Origin of the sequence: Teredinibacter franksiae (assembly GCF_014218805.1) — a bacterium.
In the GTDB taxonomy this organism is placed as follows: domain Bacteria; phylum Pseudomonadota; class Gammaproteobacteria; order Pseudomonadales; family Cellvibrionaceae; genus Teredinibacter; species Teredinibacter franksiae.
In genome coordinates, this window is sequence record NZ_JACJUV010000001.1 from 728,906 (window position 1) to 750,122 (window position 21,217).

At 46.8% G+C, this 21,217-nt stretch carries 18 protein-coding genes; 1 reads left to right on the forward strand and 17 read right to left on the reverse strand.

Annotation, left to right across the window (positions count from 1 at the left end; translation table 11 throughout):
• Window positions 1–6 precede the first annotated feature (6 nt).
• The 10 genes from H5336_RS02890 to H5336_RS02935 all read right to left on the reverse strand — a co-directional run bounded on the left by H5336_RS02890 (window position 7) and on the right by H5336_RS02935 (window position 11,980).
• Window positions 7–1,749: an ATP-binding SpoIIE family protein phosphatase gene (locus H5336_RS02890; RefSeq protein WP_185231249.1), complete on the reverse strand. Its 1,743-nt coding sequence runs from the start codon at window positions 1,747–1,749 to the stop codon at window positions 7–9.
• 108 nt (window positions 1,750–1,857) lie between these two features.
• A complete protein-coding gene (locus H5336_RS02895; protein ID WP_185231251.1) occupies window positions 1,858–2,166 on the reverse strand; it encodes an STAS domain-containing protein in 309 nt (102 codons plus the stop codon).
• 236 nt (window positions 2,167–2,402) lie between these two features.
• Entirely contained in the window at window positions 2,403–3,467 is a 1,065-nt protein-coding gene (locus H5336_RS02900; RefSeq protein ID WP_185231253.1) for a protein-glutamate methylesterase/protein-glutamine glutaminase, read from the reverse strand.
• 79 nt (window positions 3,468–3,546) lie between these two features.
• Window positions 3,547–4,191 (reverse strand): chemoreceptor glutamine deamidase CheD, encoded by a 645-nt coding sequence (cheD, locus tag H5336_RS02905; RefSeq protein WP_185231255.1) that lies wholly within the window; start codon window positions 4,189–4,191, stop codon window positions 3,547–3,549.
• 39 nt (window positions 4,192–4,230) lie between these two features.
• On the reverse strand, window positions 4,231–5,076 hold the full coding sequence (locus tag H5336_RS02910) for a CheR family methyltransferase (protein ID WP_221627973.1): 846 nt from the start codon (window positions 5,074–5,076) through the stop codon (window positions 4,231–4,233).
• Between the two features lie 44 nt (window positions 5,077–5,120).
• Complete coding sequence (locus H5336_RS23330) at window positions 5,121–7,856, reverse strand: methyl-accepting chemotaxis protein (protein ID WP_185231257.1); 2,736 nt, start codon at window positions 7,854–7,856, stop codon at window positions 5,121–5,123.
• A gap of 24 nt (window positions 7,857–7,880) precedes the next feature.
• Window positions 7,881–8,447, reverse strand: a complete 567-nt coding sequence (locus H5336_RS02920) for a chemotaxis protein CheW (RefSeq protein ID WP_185231259.1) — start codon at window positions 8,445–8,447, stop codon at window positions 7,881–7,883.
• An 8-nt stretch (window positions 8,448–8,455) separates the two neighbouring features.
• Entirely contained in the window at window positions 8,456–10,966 is a 2,511-nt protein-coding gene (locus H5336_RS02925; protein ID WP_185231261.1) for a chemotaxis protein CheA, read from the reverse strand.
• Between the two features lie 76 nt (window positions 10,967–11,042).
• Complete coding sequence (locus H5336_RS02930; protein WP_185231263.1) at window positions 11,043–11,405, reverse strand: response regulator; 363 nt, start codon at window positions 11,403–11,405, stop codon at window positions 11,043–11,045.
• Between the two features lie 290 nt (window positions 11,406–11,695).
• Window positions 11,696–11,980, reverse strand: coding sequence for an STAS domain-containing protein (locus H5336_RS02935; RefSeq protein WP_185231265.1), 285 nt, complete (start codon window positions 11,978–11,980; stop codon window positions 11,696–11,698).
• Window positions 11,981–12,766: 786 nt separating this feature from the next.
• On the opposite strand from H5336_RS02935, the gene H5336_RS02940 reads away from it, so the two are divergent.
• Window positions 12,767–14,497 carry a substrate-binding domain-containing protein gene (locus H5336_RS02940; protein WP_185231267.1) on the forward strand — a complete coding sequence of 577 codons (1,731 nt, stop codon included), beginning with the start codon at window positions 12,767–12,769 and terminating at the stop codon, window positions 14,495–14,497.
• Here H5336_RS02940 and H5336_RS02945 read toward each other — a convergent pair.
• From H5336_RS02945 to H5336_RS02975, 7 genes are all read right to left on the reverse strand, one after another.
• Window positions 14,490–14,939, reverse strand: coding sequence for a flagellar export protein FliJ (locus H5336_RS02945; RefSeq protein WP_185231269.1), 450 nt, complete (start codon window positions 14,937–14,939; stop codon window positions 14,490–14,492). The genes H5336_RS02940 and H5336_RS02945 overlap by 8 nt on opposite strands.
• Window positions 14,939–16,420, reverse strand: a complete 1,482-nt coding sequence (gene fliI / locus H5336_RS02950) for a flagellar protein export ATPase FliI (RefSeq protein WP_313555972.1) — start codon at window positions 16,418–16,420, stop codon at window positions 14,939–14,941. Before fliI ends, H5336_RS02945 begins: the two co-directional genes overlap by 1 nt.
• Complete coding sequence (locus H5336_RS22830) at window positions 16,417–17,322, reverse strand: flagellar assembly protein FliH (protein ID WP_185231271.1); 906 nt, start codon at window positions 17,320–17,322, stop codon at window positions 16,417–16,419. The genes fliI and H5336_RS22830 overlap by 4 nt, the downstream gene beginning before the upstream one ends.
• Complete coding sequence (fliG, locus tag H5336_RS02960) at window positions 17,319–18,353, reverse strand: flagellar motor switch protein FliG (protein WP_185231273.1); 1,035 nt, start codon at window positions 18,351–18,353, stop codon at window positions 17,319–17,321. The genes H5336_RS22830 and fliG overlap by 4 nt, the downstream gene beginning before the upstream one ends.
• A gap of 2 nt (window positions 18,354–18,355) precedes the next feature.
• Window positions 18,356–20,029 (reverse strand): flagellar basal-body MS-ring/collar protein FliF, encoded by a 1,674-nt coding sequence (gene fliF, locus H5336_RS02965; protein WP_185231274.1) that lies wholly within the window; start codon window positions 20,027–20,029, stop codon window positions 18,356–18,358.
• Between the two features lie 42 nt (window positions 20,030–20,071).
• Window positions 20,072–20,443: a flagellar hook-basal body complex protein FliE gene (gene fliE / locus H5336_RS02970; RefSeq protein WP_185231275.1), complete on the reverse strand. Its 372-nt coding sequence runs from the start codon at window positions 20,441–20,443 to the stop codon at window positions 20,072–20,074.
• Between the two features lie 434 nt (window positions 20,444–20,877).
• Window positions 20,878–21,075 carry a hypothetical protein gene (locus H5336_RS02975; RefSeq protein ID WP_185231276.1) on the reverse strand — a complete coding sequence of 66 codons (198 nt, stop codon included), beginning with the start codon at window positions 21,073–21,075 and terminating at the stop codon, window positions 20,878–20,880.
• Window positions 21,076–21,217: the final 142 nt, after the last annotated feature.

Here is a 21,217-nt window from a genome sequence, read left to right on the forward strand (position 1 = left end):
CCTAAATCAGTCATGACCATCATCTAGATGCCAACGAAAATCAACTTCGATATCATTCCCCGGCGGATGAATAATAAGCCGTTCGCAGATTGATTTCATCAATGTCAGCCCCCTACCAAAGTAATCGGGCTTGCCTTCTTCTCTAGACGTCATTTGTTCATCTTTATTACTACGGTTACCGGGATCAAACCCCTTACCACTATCCGTAACCCGAATGTTTAACAAACCTCCATGTTCCTCTGCCGTGTGCTGTAAACTGACACGCACCCAGCCATCACTTAATGCCCGTAACCGCTCGCGTTTTTGCTTATAGAACTCAGCAAAACCCTTTGGGTCTTTCTTGAGCCCCGAAGACAACCCCAGTACACCATGCTCTAGTGCGTTGGCATAGAGCTCCGCTAATACCGTATACAGGGTTGTACTGCGATCTTTGAGACCCGGGACTTCCGAGGTAATGTTAACTAAAAGCGGCAGTGGGTCGAACTCTCTCAGGCTCGACTCCGTAACTTGAAAAGACATCGACCAGTCTACTAACTGGCCTTTCGAAGCCGTATGCGTATTTTCATCGAGGCGCTTGACGGGAAAGTCATCAATGAGGACTTCAACTAGTGAAATATCGTCGTCTTTATCCGATTCACCAATATGATTGTGTACCTGCCCAAGAATCTCATCAAATAAGGATGCAGCCCCCAACCGACGGTTCATCAAATCGTGTAACCGTGCCTCACCAAACATTTCCCCGGTGTTGTTACGTGCCTCAAATACACCATCGGACCACATATAAAATCGATCACCCAGCTCTAATGGTACACGTTTGGAATCGGCTCTGAAGTTTTGATCAGACAAAACCCCTAGTGGTAAATTGCGCGAACTCAACACTTCATAGCTATTTGTTTTAGCGCGGTAGAGAAAGCTTTCGGGTAAACCACCGTTCCATATTCGCATACGCCGCTTTTCTAGGTTGATGTCTATACAGGTTGCACAACAAAAAAAACCCACAGGCAATATGCCATGCAGCTTTGCATTGATTTCCTTAACAATATCGGCCATCGAAAAGCCTTTACGTACCATGCCGTAAAAGGTCGACGCCAGAGGCATAGAGCCGATGGCTGCAGGTAAACCATGGCCGGTAAAATCACCCAGTAAAATCAAAATACTGCCATTTGGGCTAACTTCCGCCACAAGAACATCGCCGTTGAATACCGCTAACGGCGACATGTATGAATTAATAATCTCGAGATTTAAACAGCCCGAATGGGCAATTTTGTCGTATACCTGTTTGGCTACAGTTTGTTCACGTATCAAGTGCTGGTTATGCGCCTCAATGAGCGATTTCTGTTGTGCCAAAACCTGATGCATTTCACGCATTCGACTAAAGGCTTTGATCTTGGATTGCAATACAACTTGGTTATACGGCTTTGGTAAAAAATCGTCACCGCCAGCCTCAATGCATTCAACAAGGGATTCATCACCAGAAAGTGATGTGAGAAATATTATGGGTACAAATTCGTCCCCAGCAAGTTTACGAATTTGCCTTGCGGCCTCGATACCGCCCATATTCGGCATGAGCACATCCAGCAACACTATATCTGGCTTACGCTCTTTAAAAGCCGCCACGGCTTCCACGCCATCCGCAACCACAACAGGCCAATGACCAATTTTGGAAATGATTGTTTCTAGAATAAGACGGTCGGGCGCTGAGTCTTCAGCGATCAAGATATTAAGACATGATTCTCTATCGCTAGCCACCGAGCACCCTTTGATTTCAAATGATGGAGGAACCGCCCAGCTCAACCAACCACGTCAGCGGCTCGATGTCCACAGGAACGCGGGTTACCAAGCCTCTTTCTGAAAAGATCATTGGATGGTGAAAAGTTGCTCAAAACTGGATATAGCAAATATTTTTTTCACTTCCGGGCTGCAATTATCGATGGTTATGCGCGCATTATCGCCACCAGCGAAATCCCTTAGCACTAAAAGCATACCCAGTGCAGAACTGTCTAAATGAACTGTTTTCCCTAGATCAACGTAGTACGTTTCCAGAGAGTTTGAATCAACGTCTTCATAAGCACGTCGAAAATCATCTAATGAAGATGCGTCAAATCTACCTTCAATAGATATTTTCAGAGTTTTTCCGTTATCAGAGATTTCGGATTTTATAGCCATAGTCAGAAGTCTCTTTGTTCTTGGCACCTGATAAATGCCAAAGACCATAAGTCACATGTTAAACGCTGAAAAACAGCAAGCCCTTGCCCCAAATTGGGATGGCGCATGGTACCACAAAACTCTCGAGGACCACCTGCCGAATAATCAGGACGGGCGCTGTTTCACAATGTTTCCGTTGTCGTTTAAAGAATAGACCATTCTAGCGGCTTTCCCCTATGGAACACCCAAATAATCTATCACTCGTATGCATTCAAAAGAATGTACCTACTAATTCTACCAAGAGGTAAAACTTTTTGCGCGGCGTTAAGCCTAACCGCAACTCCGGGCATACCCCATACCACACTGGTATCTTCGTCCTGAGCCACCGTTATACCCCCAGCTTGTTTCATGCGTAACAACGCTTCGGCACCATCGTTACCCATGCCCGTTAATAATACACCCATGGAATTACAACCAGCCGCCCGCGTAACAGAATCGAACAACGCTTCTACCGCAGGTCGATGCCTGTTAATAACATCATCATTCCCTAGTTGACAGAAATAATGTCCGCCACGGGCGACAACCCTAAGGTGCGAATGTCCAGGTGCAATATACACATTTCCCGGCTCAAGTTTTTGATTGTGTTCAGCTTCGTGCACGCTAACCCGCGATTTTGCGTCCACCCGCTTTGCGAAAGAAGCACTAAAGGTTGCCGGTATATGCTGGGTTACCACCATCGCGGGGGCATCTTCAGGCAGGCTAGACACAACCGCTTTTATCGCTTCTGTACCGCCCGTGGAAGCGCCCAATGCACATAAAAACCCAGGTTTAAGCTGCCTCGCGAGGGTGCCAACCACCGCTTGCGGTTCGGTGTCGGAAAGCGCCGAACGGCGAAACTGAGCCCCTACGTTAGCACTGGCGGCACATAGCACTTTTTCAATGATAATGCCTTGATAATCTGCAAGTGCGGCATCAACATCATTAACCGGTTTTGGCACGTAATCAACCGCACCCAGCTCCAGCGCTTCCAGCGTGGCTGGCGCGCCCTCTTGCGTTAGCGTCGAAATCATAACAACCGGCATAGGCCGAAGACGCATCAAATTCCTAAGGAAATCGATGCCATTCATCTTTGGCATTTCGATATCCAGCGTTAACACATCGGGCATGAGTTGTTTTATTTTTTCGCGTGCATCGAAAGGATCCACAGCGCTACCCACAACCTTAATCTGTGGATGTGCATCAAGAACTTTTGTTAATAGCGCCCTGATTAATGCCGAATCGTCAATAATCAAGACTTTAATTTCTGTTTTAGGCTTGCTCACTAATTGCTATTCCCGGACATTCACGCTGTACACACAATCATATCAGTTTTATCTCCGACTAGGCTTTCAAGGCGCCACCTTAGAAAATTTCAATATCTCCAGATTTGGGTTTTTTCACCATAGACTCGAGGTAAGCCTTCTCGCGTACTTCAATGGTGTTGTTGGTGGTGACCCGCAATTTTTTAAGTTTTACAGCGCCAGTATCAGGAAAATACAGAACCTTTCTAGGGTGATTACAACCCAAATCCTGAGCCGCAATGGCAAGCCGGTCCTTACGAAGGTATTCGAGCACGAAATCTATGTTTCGCTGACCGATATCAATATTTGTCATACTGCCGAGAACTTTCCCACCGCCAAAAACTTTTACCTCCAGCCTTTCTCGCTTGCCGCCCTGTTTCAATATGGCGTTAATCAAATATTCCATTGCCCAGTTGCCATAACACAGTTCGACGTTATTTAAACTAAGGCGTGGAATTGCGCGATTACCGGCTTGAACCGGCAGCATAAAGTGATTCATACCACCCACACCAATAACAGTATCCCGAATGCAGGCCGCTACACAGGAACCCAGTACAGTTACAATCATTTCTCCACTGCCACTAACGTAACATTCACCTGGCAGAATTTTTGCCGCTGGGATACTCAAGCGTTTATCCCAATAACGATTGATATGTTCAAAACCACGAATAGAGGGCAATGGCCGGTAATCGTTAAAAAACTTCAAATAAAAACCCTCTAGCCGCTAAGCCGTACCCCGAATATTTCACGAGTTTAATCGATAAATAGTTTTTCCTAGGGAGCCAAATCGCGCTGTAATATTATGTAAGTTTTCCGAGTGCCCTATAAATAAATGTCCGTTGGGTATTAGAATATTGGCGAATCGATCGAACAATTTTACTTGCGTGCTAACGTCAAAATAAATAACCACATTTCGGCAAAAAATAAAATCGAAAGGGCCTTTCATAGGCCATTCATGCAGGAGATTGAGCTGCTTAAACGTAATTACTTTTTTTACAGCATCCTTCATTTTCACCAAATCATCCGCCGTATTCACCGAAATATACCGTTTATACTTTGCCGGTACCCCTTCTACCCGTTCAAGCGGGTATATTCCATCGCTGGCCTTAGCAATAACGTTTGAATCAAGGTCGGTAGCCAATATTTTTATATCCCAACTCGATAGCGCAGCACACGATTTAAGCACCATTGCGATGGAATAAGGCTCCTCGCCGGTAGAACAACCGGCAGACCAAATACGCAGTCGTTTGGTCGAGGCCTTTTCGCGTAACAGTTTTGGCAGAAGTTCACGCTCAACAAAATCAAAATGGTGACCCTCACGAAAAAAAGAAGTCAGATTGGTGGTTATTGCGTTTACGAACTCAAGCTGCTCGCCACCATGGTCTTGGCTGATAATCGTACAATACTGATCAAAATCCTTAAGCTCGAGTTTCCTAAGCCTTCGCGCAAGGCGCCCATAGATCATGTTTTGCTTATGGTCCGATAAGCTAATACCCGTAAGTGAGTAAGCAAGTGATTTAATTTGCTTAAAGTTCCCCTCGCTCATGGGGAACTCTCGCATATCAAAACCTTTCGCTGACTTAAAAGTCATTTACCCGCGCCCAAAACTATGAACAAACTCAAGGGCACCCCACATTAAAAGTCTTCCCACTCATCATCCTGACCACTAGACAAATTTGCGGAACGGTTGGTTAGCGCTGAAGAGGCTGTAGAATAATCGGTATTCACGGGTCCAGAGCCGCCTTTTTCAGCGGCTTCCCTATGGGCCACTACAGAGAAAAAGTCTACCACCTGGTTTAACGCTCTAGCTTGTTCAGCCATTGCTTCACCTGCAGCTGACGCCTCCTCTACCAAGGCCGCATTCTGCTGCGTCATTTCATCCATTTGCGTTACAGCCGTGTTGACCTGCTCAATACCGGATGTCTGCTCCCTGGAAGCGTCGGCAATTTCTCTCATCATTGTGGTAACGCTTTCCACCGAAGCCACAATTTCCGTCAGGGTTTTTCCTGACTCATTCACTTGCGACGTGCCATCCTGTACCTTAGTCACACTATCGCGAATTAAATCTTTGATTTCTTTTGCCGCACCCGCCGAACGCTGAGCCAAATTTCTCACTTCACCGGCCACTACCGCAAAGCCTCTACCCTGTTCACCTGCCCTTGCCGCTTCTACCGCAGCATTTAAAGCCAGTAGATTAGTTTGGAAAGCAATTTCATCAATCACGCCAATAATATCGCTGATCTTTTTGCTTGACGCGCTAATCTCTTCCATTGAATGAACAGCCCTGCTCACCACATTTCCACCTACTTGAGCTTTAGTTTGTGCTTCCATGGCAAGGTTGCTGGCCTGTATGGCGTTATCGGCACTTTGTTTTACTGTCGATGTCATCTGCTCCATACTAGAAGCTGTTTCCTCCAATGAAGATGCTTGCTCTTCAGTACGCTGGCTTAAGTCAGCATTCCCCTGTGCAATTTCATTGGCAGCAGAATTAATCGCAGAAGAGGCCGTTCTGATTTTGGTAATGACTTCCGTTAATTTGTCCGCCGTAGTGTTTGCATCGTTCTTCATTGTGCCAAAGGCACCCTGATAATCACGGGTTATCCTCTCAGATAAATCTCCCCTAGCCATGGCGCCCAGTATGCGAATAACGTCATTTAGCGCCACTTCTGCGGTGCTAATCAGCGAGTTAACGCCTTTAGATAGATTTTCAAAGAAACCCGACTTTCCGGTTAAATCAATTTGCTTACTAAAGTCCCCTGCTCCGGCGGCGTCTATAATCGAATCAATCTCGCGCTCCATCGCCACTTCTGCCGTACGGTCGGCCCACTCAACCACTGAACCAATACGCTCACCGTCGACAATGATGGGGTTCGCAATAACGGTGAACGTGCGGCCACCGACTTCGGCCTTACCGTGGTAGGTTGTCTGCAATGAGCCAAGAAGCCCCCGCTGGTGAGCTGGATTTTTATGGAATATATCCATATTGACGTCCTGCAATTTAGACGCGTCAAAACTGGGAATATCTTTACGAATATCGCTTTCAGCGTTTTTCATCATTGATAAAACAGAATCGTTCAGATAAATAATATTCGCATCATTGTCGGCAATCATCACGTTCGTTGTCACATTGTCTAGCGCTTGACGTACACGTGCGTTCTCCGCGGATACGGCGCCCTCATGCCTTTCTTTTTCTAGCCTGTCCGTTTTATCGTCCCACTCTACAACCGTACCTAGACGCACGCCTACGTCATCATATAAGGGCGTAGCCGTTAAACTAAAGGTAAGCTCTGAGATACTAAGATCTGCACGATAGGGTTCACGTAAATCTTTTAGTATATTTCTCTGATGGCGAGGGTCCACATGAAAATCATCTACACATGTACCAATCAAAGTACTCATATTGAACTTTGGTATTGATTTTTGAAGAGTCGTTTCACGATTACGTAACATCTTCTCAACGGCTTCATTCATGTAAATAATGTTCATGTTTTCATCCGCCAACATCACCGACGTATCACATACATCTAGGGATTGCCGGATACGCAAATTCTCCGCGGCCTCAAACGCTCGCTGATGTTCGTCAGCTAGACGTGCAGTTTTATCTTCCCACTCCACCAGTGTTCCCAGACGACTGCCCGCCTCATCGTACCAAGGTGAAGCAATTAGACCGAAGGTAAGGCTGCCAATCTTTAAGTCGACGCTATACGGCTCTTGTAGCTCACCCAGTATCTTCCGCTGTTTTTCTGGATGCTGATGAAATTGATCCACATTGGTGCCAACTAACTTACTCACCTTAAACGTTGGTAGCGTTTCTTGAATTTCTTCTTCGTTACCCTGCATCATTTCGCGAACGGTATCATTAAGGTAAACGATATCAAGGTTTTCATCGGCTAACATAACATTCGCCTGACACAACTTCAGCGCGCTGGCCAGTTCTGCAGTCTTTTTGGTTGCAATCTCCTGTTGTTTTCTATCGGTAATATCGATTGCAAATTTTACGACTTTATAGGGTCTTCCTGCATCATCGAGTAACGGATTATATGAGCCCTGTATCCAGATATCTTTACCGTTTTTACCAACGCGCTTAAACTCTTCCACCCTGTGCTCACCACGCGCCAAACTGGACCAAAACGCCTGGTAGTCAGCGCTATCCCGGTATTCTTCGCCGACAAAAATACGGTGATGCTGGCCAACCACCTCATCTTGTCTATAGCCCATTACCGCCAAAAAATTATTATTCGCACTTAAAATATTACCGACCATATCGAACTCAACAATTGCCTGAGAACGGCTGACAGCCTCCATTTTTGCTTCCAGCTCTTTACAGTTCCGCGATGGCCCCAGACCAAGTAGAGACAATATTTTCGCCATAATCATCACCCAATTAATTGTGTTTTATCCATTTGATACGGTATTCAACTGTTCAGCCAGATTGGAAATATTTGGCACATCGTCAAGCGTTAGTAATTTGTCGATATCCAAGAGAATAACCAACTTTTCTTCGACGGTTACCAAACCTCGAATAAATTCGGTATTAACAGCACTACCGAGGTCAGGTGTGGCTCGCATATCATTTTCTGAAAGTGCATACACATCCGAAACGGCATCTACAACAATACCTATTATGCGGTCTCCATCGTGTGTATTGACCTTCAGCACAATAACCACGGTTACCGCCGTATACTCGATAGAGTCCAGACCAAAACACTGCCGAAGATCGACAATCGGTACAATTGTTCCTCGCAGGTTAATAACGCCTTTAATATGGCTTGGGGCGTTGGGTATTGGCGTAGCCGACTCCCACCCCCTAATTTCTTGCACACACAAAATGTCTACGCCATACTCCTCACCCGCCATAATAAATGTCAGGTACTGATCGCTCATGTCAGCACTTAGACCGACACCCTCCTTACCAACACCACCGGAACTGATATTCTGTTTCGCTGTGGAAAGTTCCTGCATAAATCCTCCTAACCCACCATCCGTACTTTTTCGATACGGGCCTTTGAGTTTTTGTCTTGCGTCAACTGGTGTGCAATACCAAACTTTTCTCCGGCAAGCTTAACCACCCCAGTAATATCAATAATGAAAGCCACAGTTCCATCACCCAAAATAGTCGCGCCGGACACACCGTCAATACGCTTGTAATTTTTCTCCAAACTTTTGATTACAACCTGTTGCTGTGCGAGTAACTCATCAACAACGATGCCCACCTTTTCCCCGTCGGCCTCAACCACTACCATAAGCAACTGTTCTAGATCAGTGCTACCCGGCGATACCGAAAAGGTTTTATGCAGTTCAATAATGGGCACATAATCGTCTCGCAACCTAAAAACATCGCAACCGCCGGCAACCCGACTAATAAGCTCGCGACTACACTGCAGGGATTCAACTATGGACACCAGCGGGAAGATATAGGTATTGGCACCAACTCTTACTAGCTGACCATCAAGAATGGCCAGTGTTAAGGGTAGTCGTATTGTTATGGTAGAACCCTTGCCTTTATGGGAGCTAATCTCCACGGTGCCATTCAAGGACTGAATATTACGACGCACAACGTCCATACCCACACCACGACCCGAAACGTCGCTGACATTTTTGGCCGTGGAAAATCCGGGTTGGAAAATCAGGTCGTAAGTCGCTTCTTCGGAGATAAGACCGGCATCGGTAAGCGAAAGAATATTCTTTTCTACTGCCTTCGCTACAATTTTTTCGCGATCAAGGCCCTGTCCATCATCGGCAATTTCGATAACAACATTCCCGCCCTGGTGATAAGCGTTAAGCGTGATCGTGCCAACCGCCGGCTTGCCCTCTGCCAAGCGTTCCTCCGGTGTCTCTATGCCATGATCCACCGCATTGCGCACCAGATGAACTAATGGGTCTCCGATTTTCTCCATAACGGTTTTATCAAGTTCGGTTTGATCACCGATCATTTCAAGGTGTAGCTGCTTACCCAAGCTTTGCCCAAGGTCACGCACCATGCGAGGAAACCGGCTAAAGGCAAAACTAATGGGTAGCATGCGTATACGCATGACGCTTTCCTGTAGTTCTCGCGTGTTTTGTTCCAGCTGGCTGAGGCCTTCCATTAAACTGGGGATACGCTCCACGTCAAAATCGGAACCTAGCTGGCCTAACATCGACTGAGTAATAACAAGCTCGCCAACCATATTGATCAGGTTATCGACCTTGTCAATGCCTACGCGAATACTACCGGTATCAGTTGTGCTCTTTTTAGCTGCCACTATTTTTTTCGGTACCGCCACACCATTTTCAGCGGATCCAACCGATTTTTTCGGTACATTCACCTCCGGCAAATTCACGTCTACCGTGGATGATTTTATGTCCGTGCTATCATCGGTAGTATCGGTAGTATCGGTAGTATCGGTAGTATCGCTACTTTTTTCTGTAACAGAGTTACTGGCTTCACCGTCGTAGACAACGCTTAACTTTGCTTCATCGGCTACCCATTCAAACACTTCGTGAATAGACGCTTCTTCAGCTGAATCCGAAACTAATACCAATTCCCAAGACAAGTAGCATTCTTCATGGTCCAACAACTTTAGACTTGGTAGAGCGTTAAATATGGGTTGAACCGTTAATTCACCCATCTCCTTCAGAGCGGAAAATAATCTTAGGGGTTCATTTCCGCTGCGCAGCATATTGCAGTCCGGCTCAAAGTAAATAAGCCAACGTTGGTGTGACTGTATTTTTTCAATTACAATTTCTGACTCGTCAGCAACCCACTCAAAAACTTCTTCTATAGTTTTTTTGGTAGCGCTAGATTGAAAGGTTAAATCCCAGCTTAGATAGCATTCTTCAGGATCAAGGCTTGACAGGCCTTCAAAACTCCAAGAGCAAATACAAGTCTGGATATGCCCCAAACCCTCAAGCTCCCTAAAAATTCTTACAACGTCATTGCCGGTTCTTAGAACAGATTTTTCAGGAACAAATTGAATTTTCCATAAATAATCTTCGGCATCTAAGGGTGGCTTATCTACCACTGCCGCCAATCCATGGTCGCGCTTAAACGAATCGGCGCCTTCAGCATCAACGGTTTCTTCTACAGATATTCCCGTTAACTCGGTAATAAGCTCGCTCGAAAGCATCTGAGAAAATATTCCCTTCAACTCAACAGATAAAGCGGTATTACTCTGTTCGCCGGCTTGCAGCAGCTGTAACATTTCACGCATGCAATCGACAGATTTCAAAAAAATATTTACGTCTTCGGTGGTGAGTCCACGCTTACCCGAGCGAACTTGGTCCAAAATGGTTTCCAGATCGTGAGTAAATTCAGAGACAGAAGAAAATCCAAAGGTAGCGCTCCCTCCTTTGATGGAATGAGCTGATCTGAATATGGCGTTAATCGTTTCCGAATCAATATTATTCGGATCGACTTCCATCAGCGCGGCTTCCATTACATCCAGCCCTTCAAAACTTTCTTCGTAGAAAACCTGATGAAATTGGGTTAAATCGATGCTCATAATTTGCTACCGGTTCGGATCTGTTCCATTGTACCGGGCTTTCGATACCGGCTTTTTCCCGCGAATGCCTCCGTCGTCAGATAACTTTACCGATGGTGGCTAACAGCTGATCCGGGTTGAACGGCTTTACGATCCAGCCTGTAGCACCGGCGGCTTTGCCCTCAGATTTTTTGTCGGCTCCGGATTCCGTCGTCAACATAAGAATGGGGGTAAACTTAAACGTAGGAAGTGACCTCAACTCTTTTATAAGCGTAATCCCGTCCATATTCGGCATATTGATGTCAGATATCACCAGATCAACGCTTCCTCCAGCTTTTGCCAGCGCCAAAGCTTCCACACCATCGGCCGCCTCGCAGACATCGTGACCCGCACCTTTGAGAGTAAAACTAACCATTTGCCTCATTGAGGCGGAATCATCAACGGCGAGTATTTTTGCCATACAATCTTTCTCCCGTTCACACAATGTGTGACATTTAAAACCTATCAGCCAGAGAAGCTGAAATATTCACCTAACGACCATCTTGGCTAGGCAAACGAGATCTATACAGGCAGCTTTTAGAGACAGATCTTTGCGAATTAAACGCAAAAAATTACTGAATACATGCACCGCCTGCGGCGAAAGGCCCCAATTAGTCGGAATAACAACGACGAATCGGCTATTTACGCCCATTTTCCTAAAGCATCTCGCACGGGTTTCCCGCTCAATGTCAGAATTCACCTAGCACGCCGCTAATGAATCCCTATGGCATTACCCAGGCCAAGCAGATCTGCGGCGTTACACAATGAAACTGAAGGGTGATCCCAGGTCACAGCAATTTGCCGCTCGCGGGTCGCCTGCATAAATGCCAGAAGCAATTGCAAACCTGCCGTATCGGCTCGCTGTACATCTTCAGCTTTCAATACAACCGCATCACAATCCTGTTTATCAACCAGAGCTTCGAACTCTTCGTGTAGTCCGTGCACATTGGCGATGGTGAGATTCTGAGGTAGATTAAAGCTAACTGTCGCACCCATCGTCCTTACCTCCTGCTTTCCAATATTCTCTATAGATAGTCCCTGTTAAAGCACGCCGATTCCGCGCACAAACTAAGTCTAGACCGAGATATAAAAGTTGCTAGCCGACATTTGAAGCCATGACAGAGGAATCACGGATTTTTACAGCCGATTACCGGATAAAAAACCGATTCAGGATGTGGGATTGACAGCAATGCCTAGACCGCCTCGTTAATGCACAGCGTTAGCGCACTGCGGTGTAGCCAGCAATGGAAAGCCTCGACCTAAAAACATCGCGCTTAAGCAGTAAAACGATGGCTATATATAATGGCTGGAAAGACAAGTATCTAAGCGCAAGAAATCTATTGATGCTTAACGACGCATTTATTAAGCTCATTTGGTTATAAAGGGCACCTCTATTAATCGATCTTGCCGCTGAGTGGGCTTTGTGTGCGATTGATAGAGATACTCTAAAAAGCTTAATCCCAAAAGTGAAACACATCCTGCGTTAACAATTCTTAACGGACTTCGATCAAATGTGTGTTTTAAATGGCTGGATTTATTGACCAGACATTGCCAGTATTGTGCTTTAACGCGCCGCAATGCAAAATTACAGGTCGGCCCTGTCTAAAGACCTTACAAGGCCCTATGAAGCGCCACTGTTCACCCTGTGAATGCAGTGAAATATTGGTGCCCTTCAGGCTTGGCCAATAGTAGTAACTGCATCACATTATTACCTAGGGATCTCACGGTGCGCGTAATGATAAAAAAAACAATTTGCAGTAAAAGAGAGCATTTGGAGCCCGCATGTTAGTTCAGCAAGAACACCCTATTCATATTGCCGTTCTTACCCCGTACCTGCAGGGGGATTACATGGGTGAGATCATCAACCAAATACGTCATATTTGCGAACTTAAGCAGTATCAATTTACCGCTATCCGTACAGATGGCTTTGGTTCTTTTAATCTCGCTATTGGGCTGGAGCAATTCAGCGCGGTTATTGTGATACGTAATGCAGCCAACCCAAAATTGGTGGAGAAAATACAAAATCGTGGTATTCCGGTAGTGGCTATCGCCCACGACTACTTTCCACTCGAAGTTCCCGTGGTTACCTGCGACAATAATTTGGGTGCAGAATTAGCTTTTGACCATCTCCGCGCCAAGGGCCACCGAAACATGGTCTTCATTGGCGACATTACCCAGTACGACCTACGTAAACGCTACGAACGCTTCTGCGAGCTTTTAAAGCTACACGATCTTCCCTGCGGAACCGCGCAACTGATCTGCGCGCCCGACACTATTTTTTCGGGCGGCTTGGCTGCTGGCGCAGAGTTTTTTAACAGCGCCTCAAATTGCACCGGGGTATTCTGTGGTGCTGGCCACACGGCTATGGGCTTCGTCAAACAATTAGAGGCCGCTGGTATTCACGTACCAGAAGATCTTGATGTGGTTACATTCGATTCAATTCGGATGATGAAGGTACTCACACCACAGCTTACCTGTATTGACCAAAACCTAGACCTTCTCGCTCACCGTTGTATTGCCTCGCTAGAAGGTATGTTGCACGGCGGTACGCTACCCACTAAGGCTATTACGATTGCGCCTACTTTGTGCCCTGCCGAACAAGTACGCGATATTCCCAGAGAAGAATCCTCTCGAAATGGTACCACCGGCTCGCTATCAAACCCCAATTACACCAGCTCGCTACTGAACAACGCCTTCGAAATGACCCGTGATATTGTCGACTCTCGCCTCGATAAAATTATGGGTGTTGCGCCACTGTTTAGTGAATATATGGCCTTTGGGGTACTATCCTGTGTTATCTATGACCGCAAGAGACGCCCGTATCTCTACACCCACAAAATATTCGAGCCAACAGAAACACTGTGTATAGCCGGCAATGGCACGGACGTTACCCATCGCTGCCTTCCCGAAGAATTTCCGCCTCCTGCGATACGCAGCCGTCTTTCGCCTCCTTATGATACCTGGGTTCACTTCCCGGTATTTTGTGAAGATACTCTGTGGGGCGTTCTCAGTTTTGTCGGGGTGCGCAAACACGCACACCACAACAGTAGCTTTTCGAGTTTTACCAGCTTTATCGACAATATCAGTTTTTCCTACGCAAAAATGTTGGAAATATCATCCCTAAAAGAAGAGCTTAAGCGCACAGAGGCCGACTCACCTCAAATTCACCGGGTAACGGGGTTAAACAACAGCTTACCGAGTTTCGAATGGGACTTGGAGAAAGGCTCCGTGCAGTGGAGCGATCTAGCGTTGGAGCTACTCGGATTTACCACGGAACTGGAGAAAAACATTTATCGTAATATGGAAATATTTGACCGAGTTCACCCAGAAGACGAGAGCAAGCTACGTAAAGAATTAACCAATAGTTTGTCTAAGCTTGGCGATATGACCACCGCCGCGCGATTAAAAAACGCTGGAGGTGACTTTCATCAATACAGCCTACAGGGTGAAATATTACACGAAGAAAATAGCCGTGCAATTCACTACCGCTGCTGTTTATCCTTAATTAATTAGGGCCGATATGACCATTGCGCTGAGCAACCCACTCCTCAATCTGGGCTTGCTCCTTGCGCTCAAGCATAGCGCCCTCTTCTTCAACATAGCGCTGCTGAAGATCAATAAGCGATTGCTGCTTTAAATAACATTTTTGCCATTCGGCCTGTGCCTGGAGTAACTGTTTTTCAGCCTGTTGTACTACCAGCCCCTGCCCCTCTATTGCCTGAGACATTTGTTGCAAAAATGTGCGTGACTGACCTAGCTGTGAAGCACGTATCTTTGAATTATTGCCTGCGAATGCACTTTCGTAGTGCTGATAATATTCCTTTAGCTCATGCCAACGCTGCTGGGATGCTTGCAGTATTTTCTGTTGATCTCGCAGCTCCAATGCTGCACTGTCCTGCTTTCGTCTTGCCAGCTCAATCACTATATCCATTCGCTTGGAGCGCTTGGCTGCCATCACCGCCTACCTTGCGCCAACGGTCTCTGAGCCTTACGAGGGTTGGGGGCCGTATTTGTAGGCTGGGTTTGCGGGTGATTGGGCGCTTGTCCAGACGGTTGTTGCGGTTGAAATTGTGATTGAGGTGATGATGGGCTTGCTGTTTGCGGCTGAAGTACTGCATCAAGTAGCGCACGGCTTTGATCGTAGGGTGCGGCTTCTGTCATTTTTTGTGTGATAAATTTTTTGAGGTGCGGCTGCCGTTCAATGGCTTCATCAATCTCCGGGTCACTGCCGCGGCTATAGGCACCAATGGCAATTAAATCTCGATTAGTACGAAAACGGCTCAGTAACTGCTTGAATTTTTGTGCTCGTAAAAGATGGTTTTCATCAACAATATTTGGCATAACACGACTGACGGAAGCCTCAACATCTATCGCCGGATAAACCCCCTCTTCCGCCAACTGACGGGAAAGCACAATATGACCGTCCAAAATGGCTCGCGACGCGTCGGCAATGGGGTCCTGTAAATCATCACCTTCGGTTAAGACGGTATAAAATGCGGTAATAGACCCACCGCCTTTATCCGCATTACCGGCACGCTCAACTAATTCAGGGATTTTGGCGAATACACTCGGGGGATAACCTTTTGTAGCCGGTGGCTCACCAATAGCCAATGAGATTTCACGTTGTGCCTGAGCAAACCGCGTAAGTGAATCCATTAACAAGAGAACGTTCTTTCCTTGGTCGCGGTAATATTCGGCAATACGCGTGGACAATTGCGACGCGCGTAAACGCATGAGCGGTGCATCATCGGCTGGCGCGGCCACGACAATGGCTTTGGTAAGCCCCTGCGGCCCAAGGGTATGATCAACGAACTCCTTTACCTCTCGGCCACGCTCACCGATTAAACCCACAACAACGATATCGGCCGTGGTAAACCGGGTCATCATGCCAAGCAATACACTTTTACCTACGCCACTACCGGCGAACAAGCCAATACGCTGGCCTTTACCAACGGTAAGTAAACTGTTTATGGCTCGAATACCCACATCCAACGGCTGATCGATGGGGTGCCGGTGTAAGGGGTTTATGGTACTGGGTTCCAAGTCTATCTTTGCATCGGTATTTACGGGCCCTAGGCCATCTAACGGCTGACCAATACCATTAAGAATTCGACCACGCAGATGGTCGCCCATACACAAATTTTTGTGCGCATGTATTGGCACAACCCGCGCACCGGGCTGCAGGCCTTCGAGTTTTTGCACCGGCATCAAAAATGTTTTTTCATTATGGAAGCCAACCACTTCGGCCTCCAACTCGCGGCCATTACTTAAAACGACTTTACACTGTCGCCCCACCGGCACATTCAAGCCAACGGCTTCTAAAGTTAATCCAACAAGGCGTGTAAGCCTACCTTCCGCCTCGGGAACTAAGTCTAGGGAATGATCGCGGTCATACTTTTTTAGCCGATCGAATATTGACGGCGAGAACGTATTCACGCTGGGTCATCCAAGATGTTCTCGGATGATGACGCTGGAGAGCTAAATGAGGCCTCTGTAGAGGCGTTCGGAGCCGTGCTATTAGGTGTCGGCGGCGGACGACTAGTGTGTGATTCAGTGAGATCATCTACACTCGTTGAAACATCCCCCCGCGGTATGTCCGACATTTCTTCAACATCCTGTAAAAAGTACTCGAATCGTTTTTCGATAGAGAAATCCACAAGGCTTTCGGCTGATTCAACTCGACAGCCTCCGGATGCCAAACGATTGTCGTCACATAATCGCCAGCTTCTATGTTGCTGCGGCATTATGTCATCGAGTAATTTTGCGTCTTCTTCGTTTACAAATACGGTTACATTCTTGGCTCCCACCGGAAGCGCAGCTAACGCCCGCCCCACCAATTCACCCAGCTTATTTGGATCTGCCTGAATGGTATCAGCCACCAATTTTTGCGTGAGCCTCAAGGCAAGATCAACAACCTGTTTTTCCAGTAGCGTATCCTGATCAAGCATGGGCGCCATCAACCTATTCGCAATTTCGGTAATACGCTTTTTTTCGTTGTCGAGCCCCTCACGAGTGTCACGATAAGCACGCTGCTCGCCAGCGGTTTGACCCTTTTTTTCACCCTGAGCCAAACCCTTTTCCATACCCTCTTTAAAACCGTCAGCGTAGCCTTCCTGCTGAGCTTGGTCAGCAATATTCTGAAGCTGCTCAGCGGTTAAAGGCTTAGGCTTTGCGTGGCGAGGAACATTTTCAATTTTTTCTTTAGATTGGTCCTTCTTTTCACGTTGTGAGCTTTTAACCACTTTCTTGTTTTTACCAATACTAGGCAGTGTCCAGGTAGACACTGAACCTGCGTCGCCAGTAAAATTTTTGTCGTCATTACTACCACGATTAATCACAGCATTTCTTCGCCACCGCCGCCCAAGTTAATTTCGCCAGCATCCGCCATTCGGCGGGCAACCGTAAGGATTTCTTTCTGCGAACTTTCCACCTCTGAAACCTTAACCGGTCCTTTCGCATCAAGATCGTCCCGTAGTAATTCTGCCGCTCGTTTAGACATGTTAGCGAATATCTTATCCTGCAAGGCTTCATCGGCACCTTTAAGCGCGAGTATAAGCACATCAGACGATATTTCACGTAATAGCGCTTGAATACCCCGGTCGTCCACATCTTTAAGATTTTCAAATACAAACATGAGGTCGGCAATTTGATTGCCCATATCATCATCAATTTCGCGAATAGAATCCATAAGCTCACCACCGATGGCGCTATCCAAATTATTGACAATTTCTGCAGCCGTTTTAAAGCCACCCATTTCTTTTGTTTGCGACCCGGCATTACCGGAAAACTGTTTTTCCAAAATGTCATTTAGTTCTTGCAAAGCCCCAGGCTGAACAGTATCCAATGCGGCTACACGCATCATCACATCTAGGCGTACTTTCTCAGAAAAATGGGCCAACACCTCCGCCGACTGGTCTGCGTCCAAATAGGCCAACACTATGGCCTGAATTTGGGGATGCTCATTACGAATAATATCGGCAACTGAGCGTGCTTCCATCCACTTGAGCGTATCCAACCCAGTGGTATTACCGCCGAGCAAAATTCTATCGATTAAACCATTGGCCTTATCTTCTCCCAAGGCCGTAACGAGCATGTTACGAATGTAGTTATCTGCCCCCATTCCTAGCCCTGTTTGGGTTCTCACTTCTTCCATAAAGCTATTCAGCACAACTTCTACTTCATATTGCTGTACATTATTCAGCGCCGCCATTGCGGTACCTAATCGCTGAACTTCTTTTGGGCCCATGTGCCGTAATATTTCAGCGGCGCTTTTTTCGCCAAGGGTCATCAATAAAATGGCCGCCTGATCTACCCGGTTTAAACTAACCGTTGGTTTGCCATCCTGATCAGTCGCTGGAGGGTTTGCCACGCTTATTCCTCATTTATCCAACGCTTGATAACTTGGGCGACACGCCCGGCATCTTCTGCCACCAAGCCTTTTACCGCGTTCAATTGTTGTTCATAGCTTTCTTCCGGGCTAGGCAGCGCTAATGCGTCACCACCGGTAAGCGTTACGGTCTCATCCGAAAGTGAATCGAAAGAGTCAATTCCCGCGGCCTGCAGAGCGGCAATTTCTTTTGCTTCGTCATCCGCTTTGGATTTCGCCCCTGCCCCTGCCAAACTTTTTAATACCGGCCTTAACAAACCTGTTATAAGCACCAATATTATCAATACCCCCGCCGCTTGTTTCGCTACCTGTTTAAACCAGTCGGATTCCCAGATGGGCAACTCTTCCATCGCATCCACTTTAGGCAGCGGAATAAAAGCCTCATTCAATATATTGACACTGTCACCACGAGCGGCCGAAAAGCCCACCGCGTTTCGAACAAGTATAGACAACCTCTCCAACTCAACATCCGTCCATCGAACAGGATTCACTTCGCCTGTTGCGGCATCAAGCACTTTTTTATCATCAATCACCACCGCTACCGTTAACCGGCGCAATCGTCCTTTTTCATGTTTGGTATAACTAACCGTTCTGTCCAGCTCGTAATTCTTGGTTGACTGGGTACGGCGATTGCTGGGTGGTGGCGCGTCCTCACCTTCGTTTCTGTTGTTAGCCACTTCGGGCGCCGCGCCAGCGGCTGGGGGCTGATTGGTAAGAGCCCCAGGTATGCCCCCACCTCCCGCCGCCCCAATGCGTTGTTCGTCCACCGACTGCTCGCTACGAATCGCCGGCAAATCAGGATTATAGGACTCTTCAGCCTGCTCAATTTCAGTAAAATCAATATCAGCAGCAACTTCGGTTTTAAAATTGGCATCACCTAAAATTGGCGATAGCAAACGCCGAATACGCAACACAACATCGCCTTCAATTTTACGGGTGTAATCGATGTGCTGAGCGGCAACCACAAGCTTCTCATCTTCGGCACCAACCGAAAGTAAGCTTCCTTTTTGATCAACAATAGTGACATTCTCCACATCCAGCTCAGGAATACTGGAGGCGACTAAGTTAGCAATGCCACGAACTTGCTTGGGCTGAATAGGTCGGCCGGGAAACAGGTCTAAAAACACCGAAGCGCTGGGCTCTCTGCCGTCGCGAATAAATACCGTTCGTTTAGGTATAGCTAAATGCACTCTTGCACCGCGCACAGAATTAATACTGCCAATAGTACGCGCCAACTCCCCCTCTAACCCGCGTCGATAACGCGTGGCCTCCATAAACTGACTGGTACCAAGCGGCTGCTCTTGATCCAACAATTCAAAACCAACTGACTTATCTCCCTGAATACCGTTTTCAGCAAGTACCAATCGTGCTTTATGTACTTTATCCACTGCGACCATAAGCGCACCGGTGGAGCCGTCAATTTTGTAGGGGATTTCATTAAAATCGAGTATTTGACCAACTTCGGATGAATCGAGGCGGTCGAGACTTCCATAAAGGGGCTTATAGTCTTCGCCCTGACTCCAAAGTACTACCGCAAAGCCGATGGCTACACTGGCCGCCAAGCCAATCATCAAACCTGCCTGACGGACAAGGTTTAGATTGTTAAAGCCTTCAATCAGCTCAGTAGTACCGCCGGCGCTGGCTGCTGCATTTGCCATAGTTCAGTGTCCAATGTTAATTTTTATGCACCCATCAACGATTTAGATGGGCATATTCATAACGTCGCGATAAGCCTCCACTAGCTTATTGCGCACCTGGACCATCGCATCGAAGGCCACTCCCGCTTTTTGTGATGCAATCATTACATCCGTTACGTCAATATTCTGATCTCCCCGCACATAGGCCTCAGCCATAGAACTTGAAGCTTGTTGAACGTCATTCACCTTGTTAACGGCCTGAGACATAATGTCGCCAAACTCGGGGCTCTTTACCTTACCCGACTCATACAACCCCTCGCCGCCGGTGATTCTATCCTTCGCAGCCAATCCATCCGGCCCACCAAACGCACTGGTTTGCTGCTTGATCGCTCGCATTTCCACTAACAGTCGATTAACGTCCATTCGGTCGTTCATGATCGCATCTCTAAATTGCCACGTATTACTTAAGGATTTAATGCCAGATTATTGTCGTTTGCGGAAGCGAAACGACTTTACAGTTAGAGAAAAAGCACAAACTGGGCCAAGGTTTGCCAAAGCGGCAATTTATTACCGCTTTCACCGGCACCGGAATTCTGGAGGAGTCAATAAAGGGTATTCTGATAAAGAAAAGCTGTAAGGGGAATGTATAAATGTAGAAAAGCCGAAACCATTCAGCTAAGAACAATCTCGGCTATACCTGTGCCCATACGAGTAACAAGCACATTAGCAATAGGCGCATAGATTTAAACACCGAGTGCTGCACCGGTTTGCTCCCGGTTTACCCTTAGTTTACTACCTGCGCCATGAGCTGACTTTGCTGCATAGTGTGCAAGCAACCGGCAACTCAAAAACTGATGATAAAAAACCGTTTAAATATCGAAATTAAATTCCCGCACTTCTCTTAGAAGGCGCATTTCTTCAATTTTATTTTCAAGCCTGCGACGTGCATCTGTATGAGCCTCCACGCCAGCAACGCCGTCACTGCCCAAGGTTTCTTCAACCTCTAGGGCATTTTCCAGAATAACATTGTTCAAGTCAGAAGAACTATCCAAAACCTCTATACCCATAAAGCAGACTCCCACATAGGTAAATTCAAATTAAAAAAGGAAATGAATGAATACTAACTGCGGCTATCCTCCACTTTAATTGTTACAGTTCAGTTACGACAATATGAATATTGACGATTCAAGTCGATAATACCAAAACTTT

Excerpts from the sequence above, each read along its gene's own strand:
- H5336_RS02895 (WP_185231251.1), bottom strand. The coding sequence starts at position 2,166 with ATGGCTATAAAATCCGAAATCTCTGATAACGGAAAAACTCTGAAAATA.
- H5336_RS02910 (WP_221627973.1), bottom strand. The coding sequence starts at position 5,076 with ATGACTTTTAAGTCAGCGAAAGGTTTTGATATGCGAGAGTTCCCCATG.
- H5336_RS23330 (WP_185231257.1), bottom strand. The coding sequence starts at position 7,856 with ATGGCGAAAATATTGTCTCTACTTGGTCTGGGGCCATCGCGGAACTGT.
- H5336_RS02920 (WP_185231259.1), bottom strand. The coding sequence starts at position 8,447 with ATGCAGGAACTTTCCACAGCGAAACAGAATATCAGTTCCGGTGGTGTT.
- H5336_RS02925 (WP_185231261.1), bottom strand. The coding sequence starts at position 10,966 with ATGAGCATCGATTTAACCCAATTTCATCAGGTTTTCTACGAAGAAAGT.
- H5336_RS02930 (WP_185231263.1), bottom strand. The coding sequence starts at position 11,405 with ATGGCAAAAATACTCGCCGTTGATGATTCCGCCTCAATGAGGCAAATG.
- H5336_RS02935 (WP_185231265.1), bottom strand. The coding sequence starts at position 11,980 with ATGGGTGCGACAGTTAGCTTTAATCTACCTCAGAATCTCACCATCGCC.
- H5336_RS02940 (WP_185231267.1), top strand. The coding sequence starts at position 12,767 with ATGTTAGTTCAGCAAGAACACCCTATTCATATTGCCGTTCTTACCCCG.
- H5336_RS02945 (WP_185231269.1), bottom strand. The coding sequence starts at position 14,939 with ATGGCAGCCAAGCGCTCCAAGCGAATGGATATAGTGATTGAGCTGGCA.
- fliF (WP_185231274.1), bottom strand. The coding sequence starts at position 20,029 with ATGGCAAATGCAGCAGCCAGCGCCGGCGGTACTACTGAGCTGATTGAA.
- fliE (WP_185231275.1), bottom strand. The coding sequence starts at position 20,443 with ATGAACGACCGAATGGACGTTAATCGACTGTTAGTGGAAATGCGAGCG.
- H5336_RS02975 (WP_185231276.1), bottom strand. The coding sequence starts at position 21,075 with ATGGGTATAGAGGTTTTGGATAGTTCTTCTGACTTGAACAATGTTATT.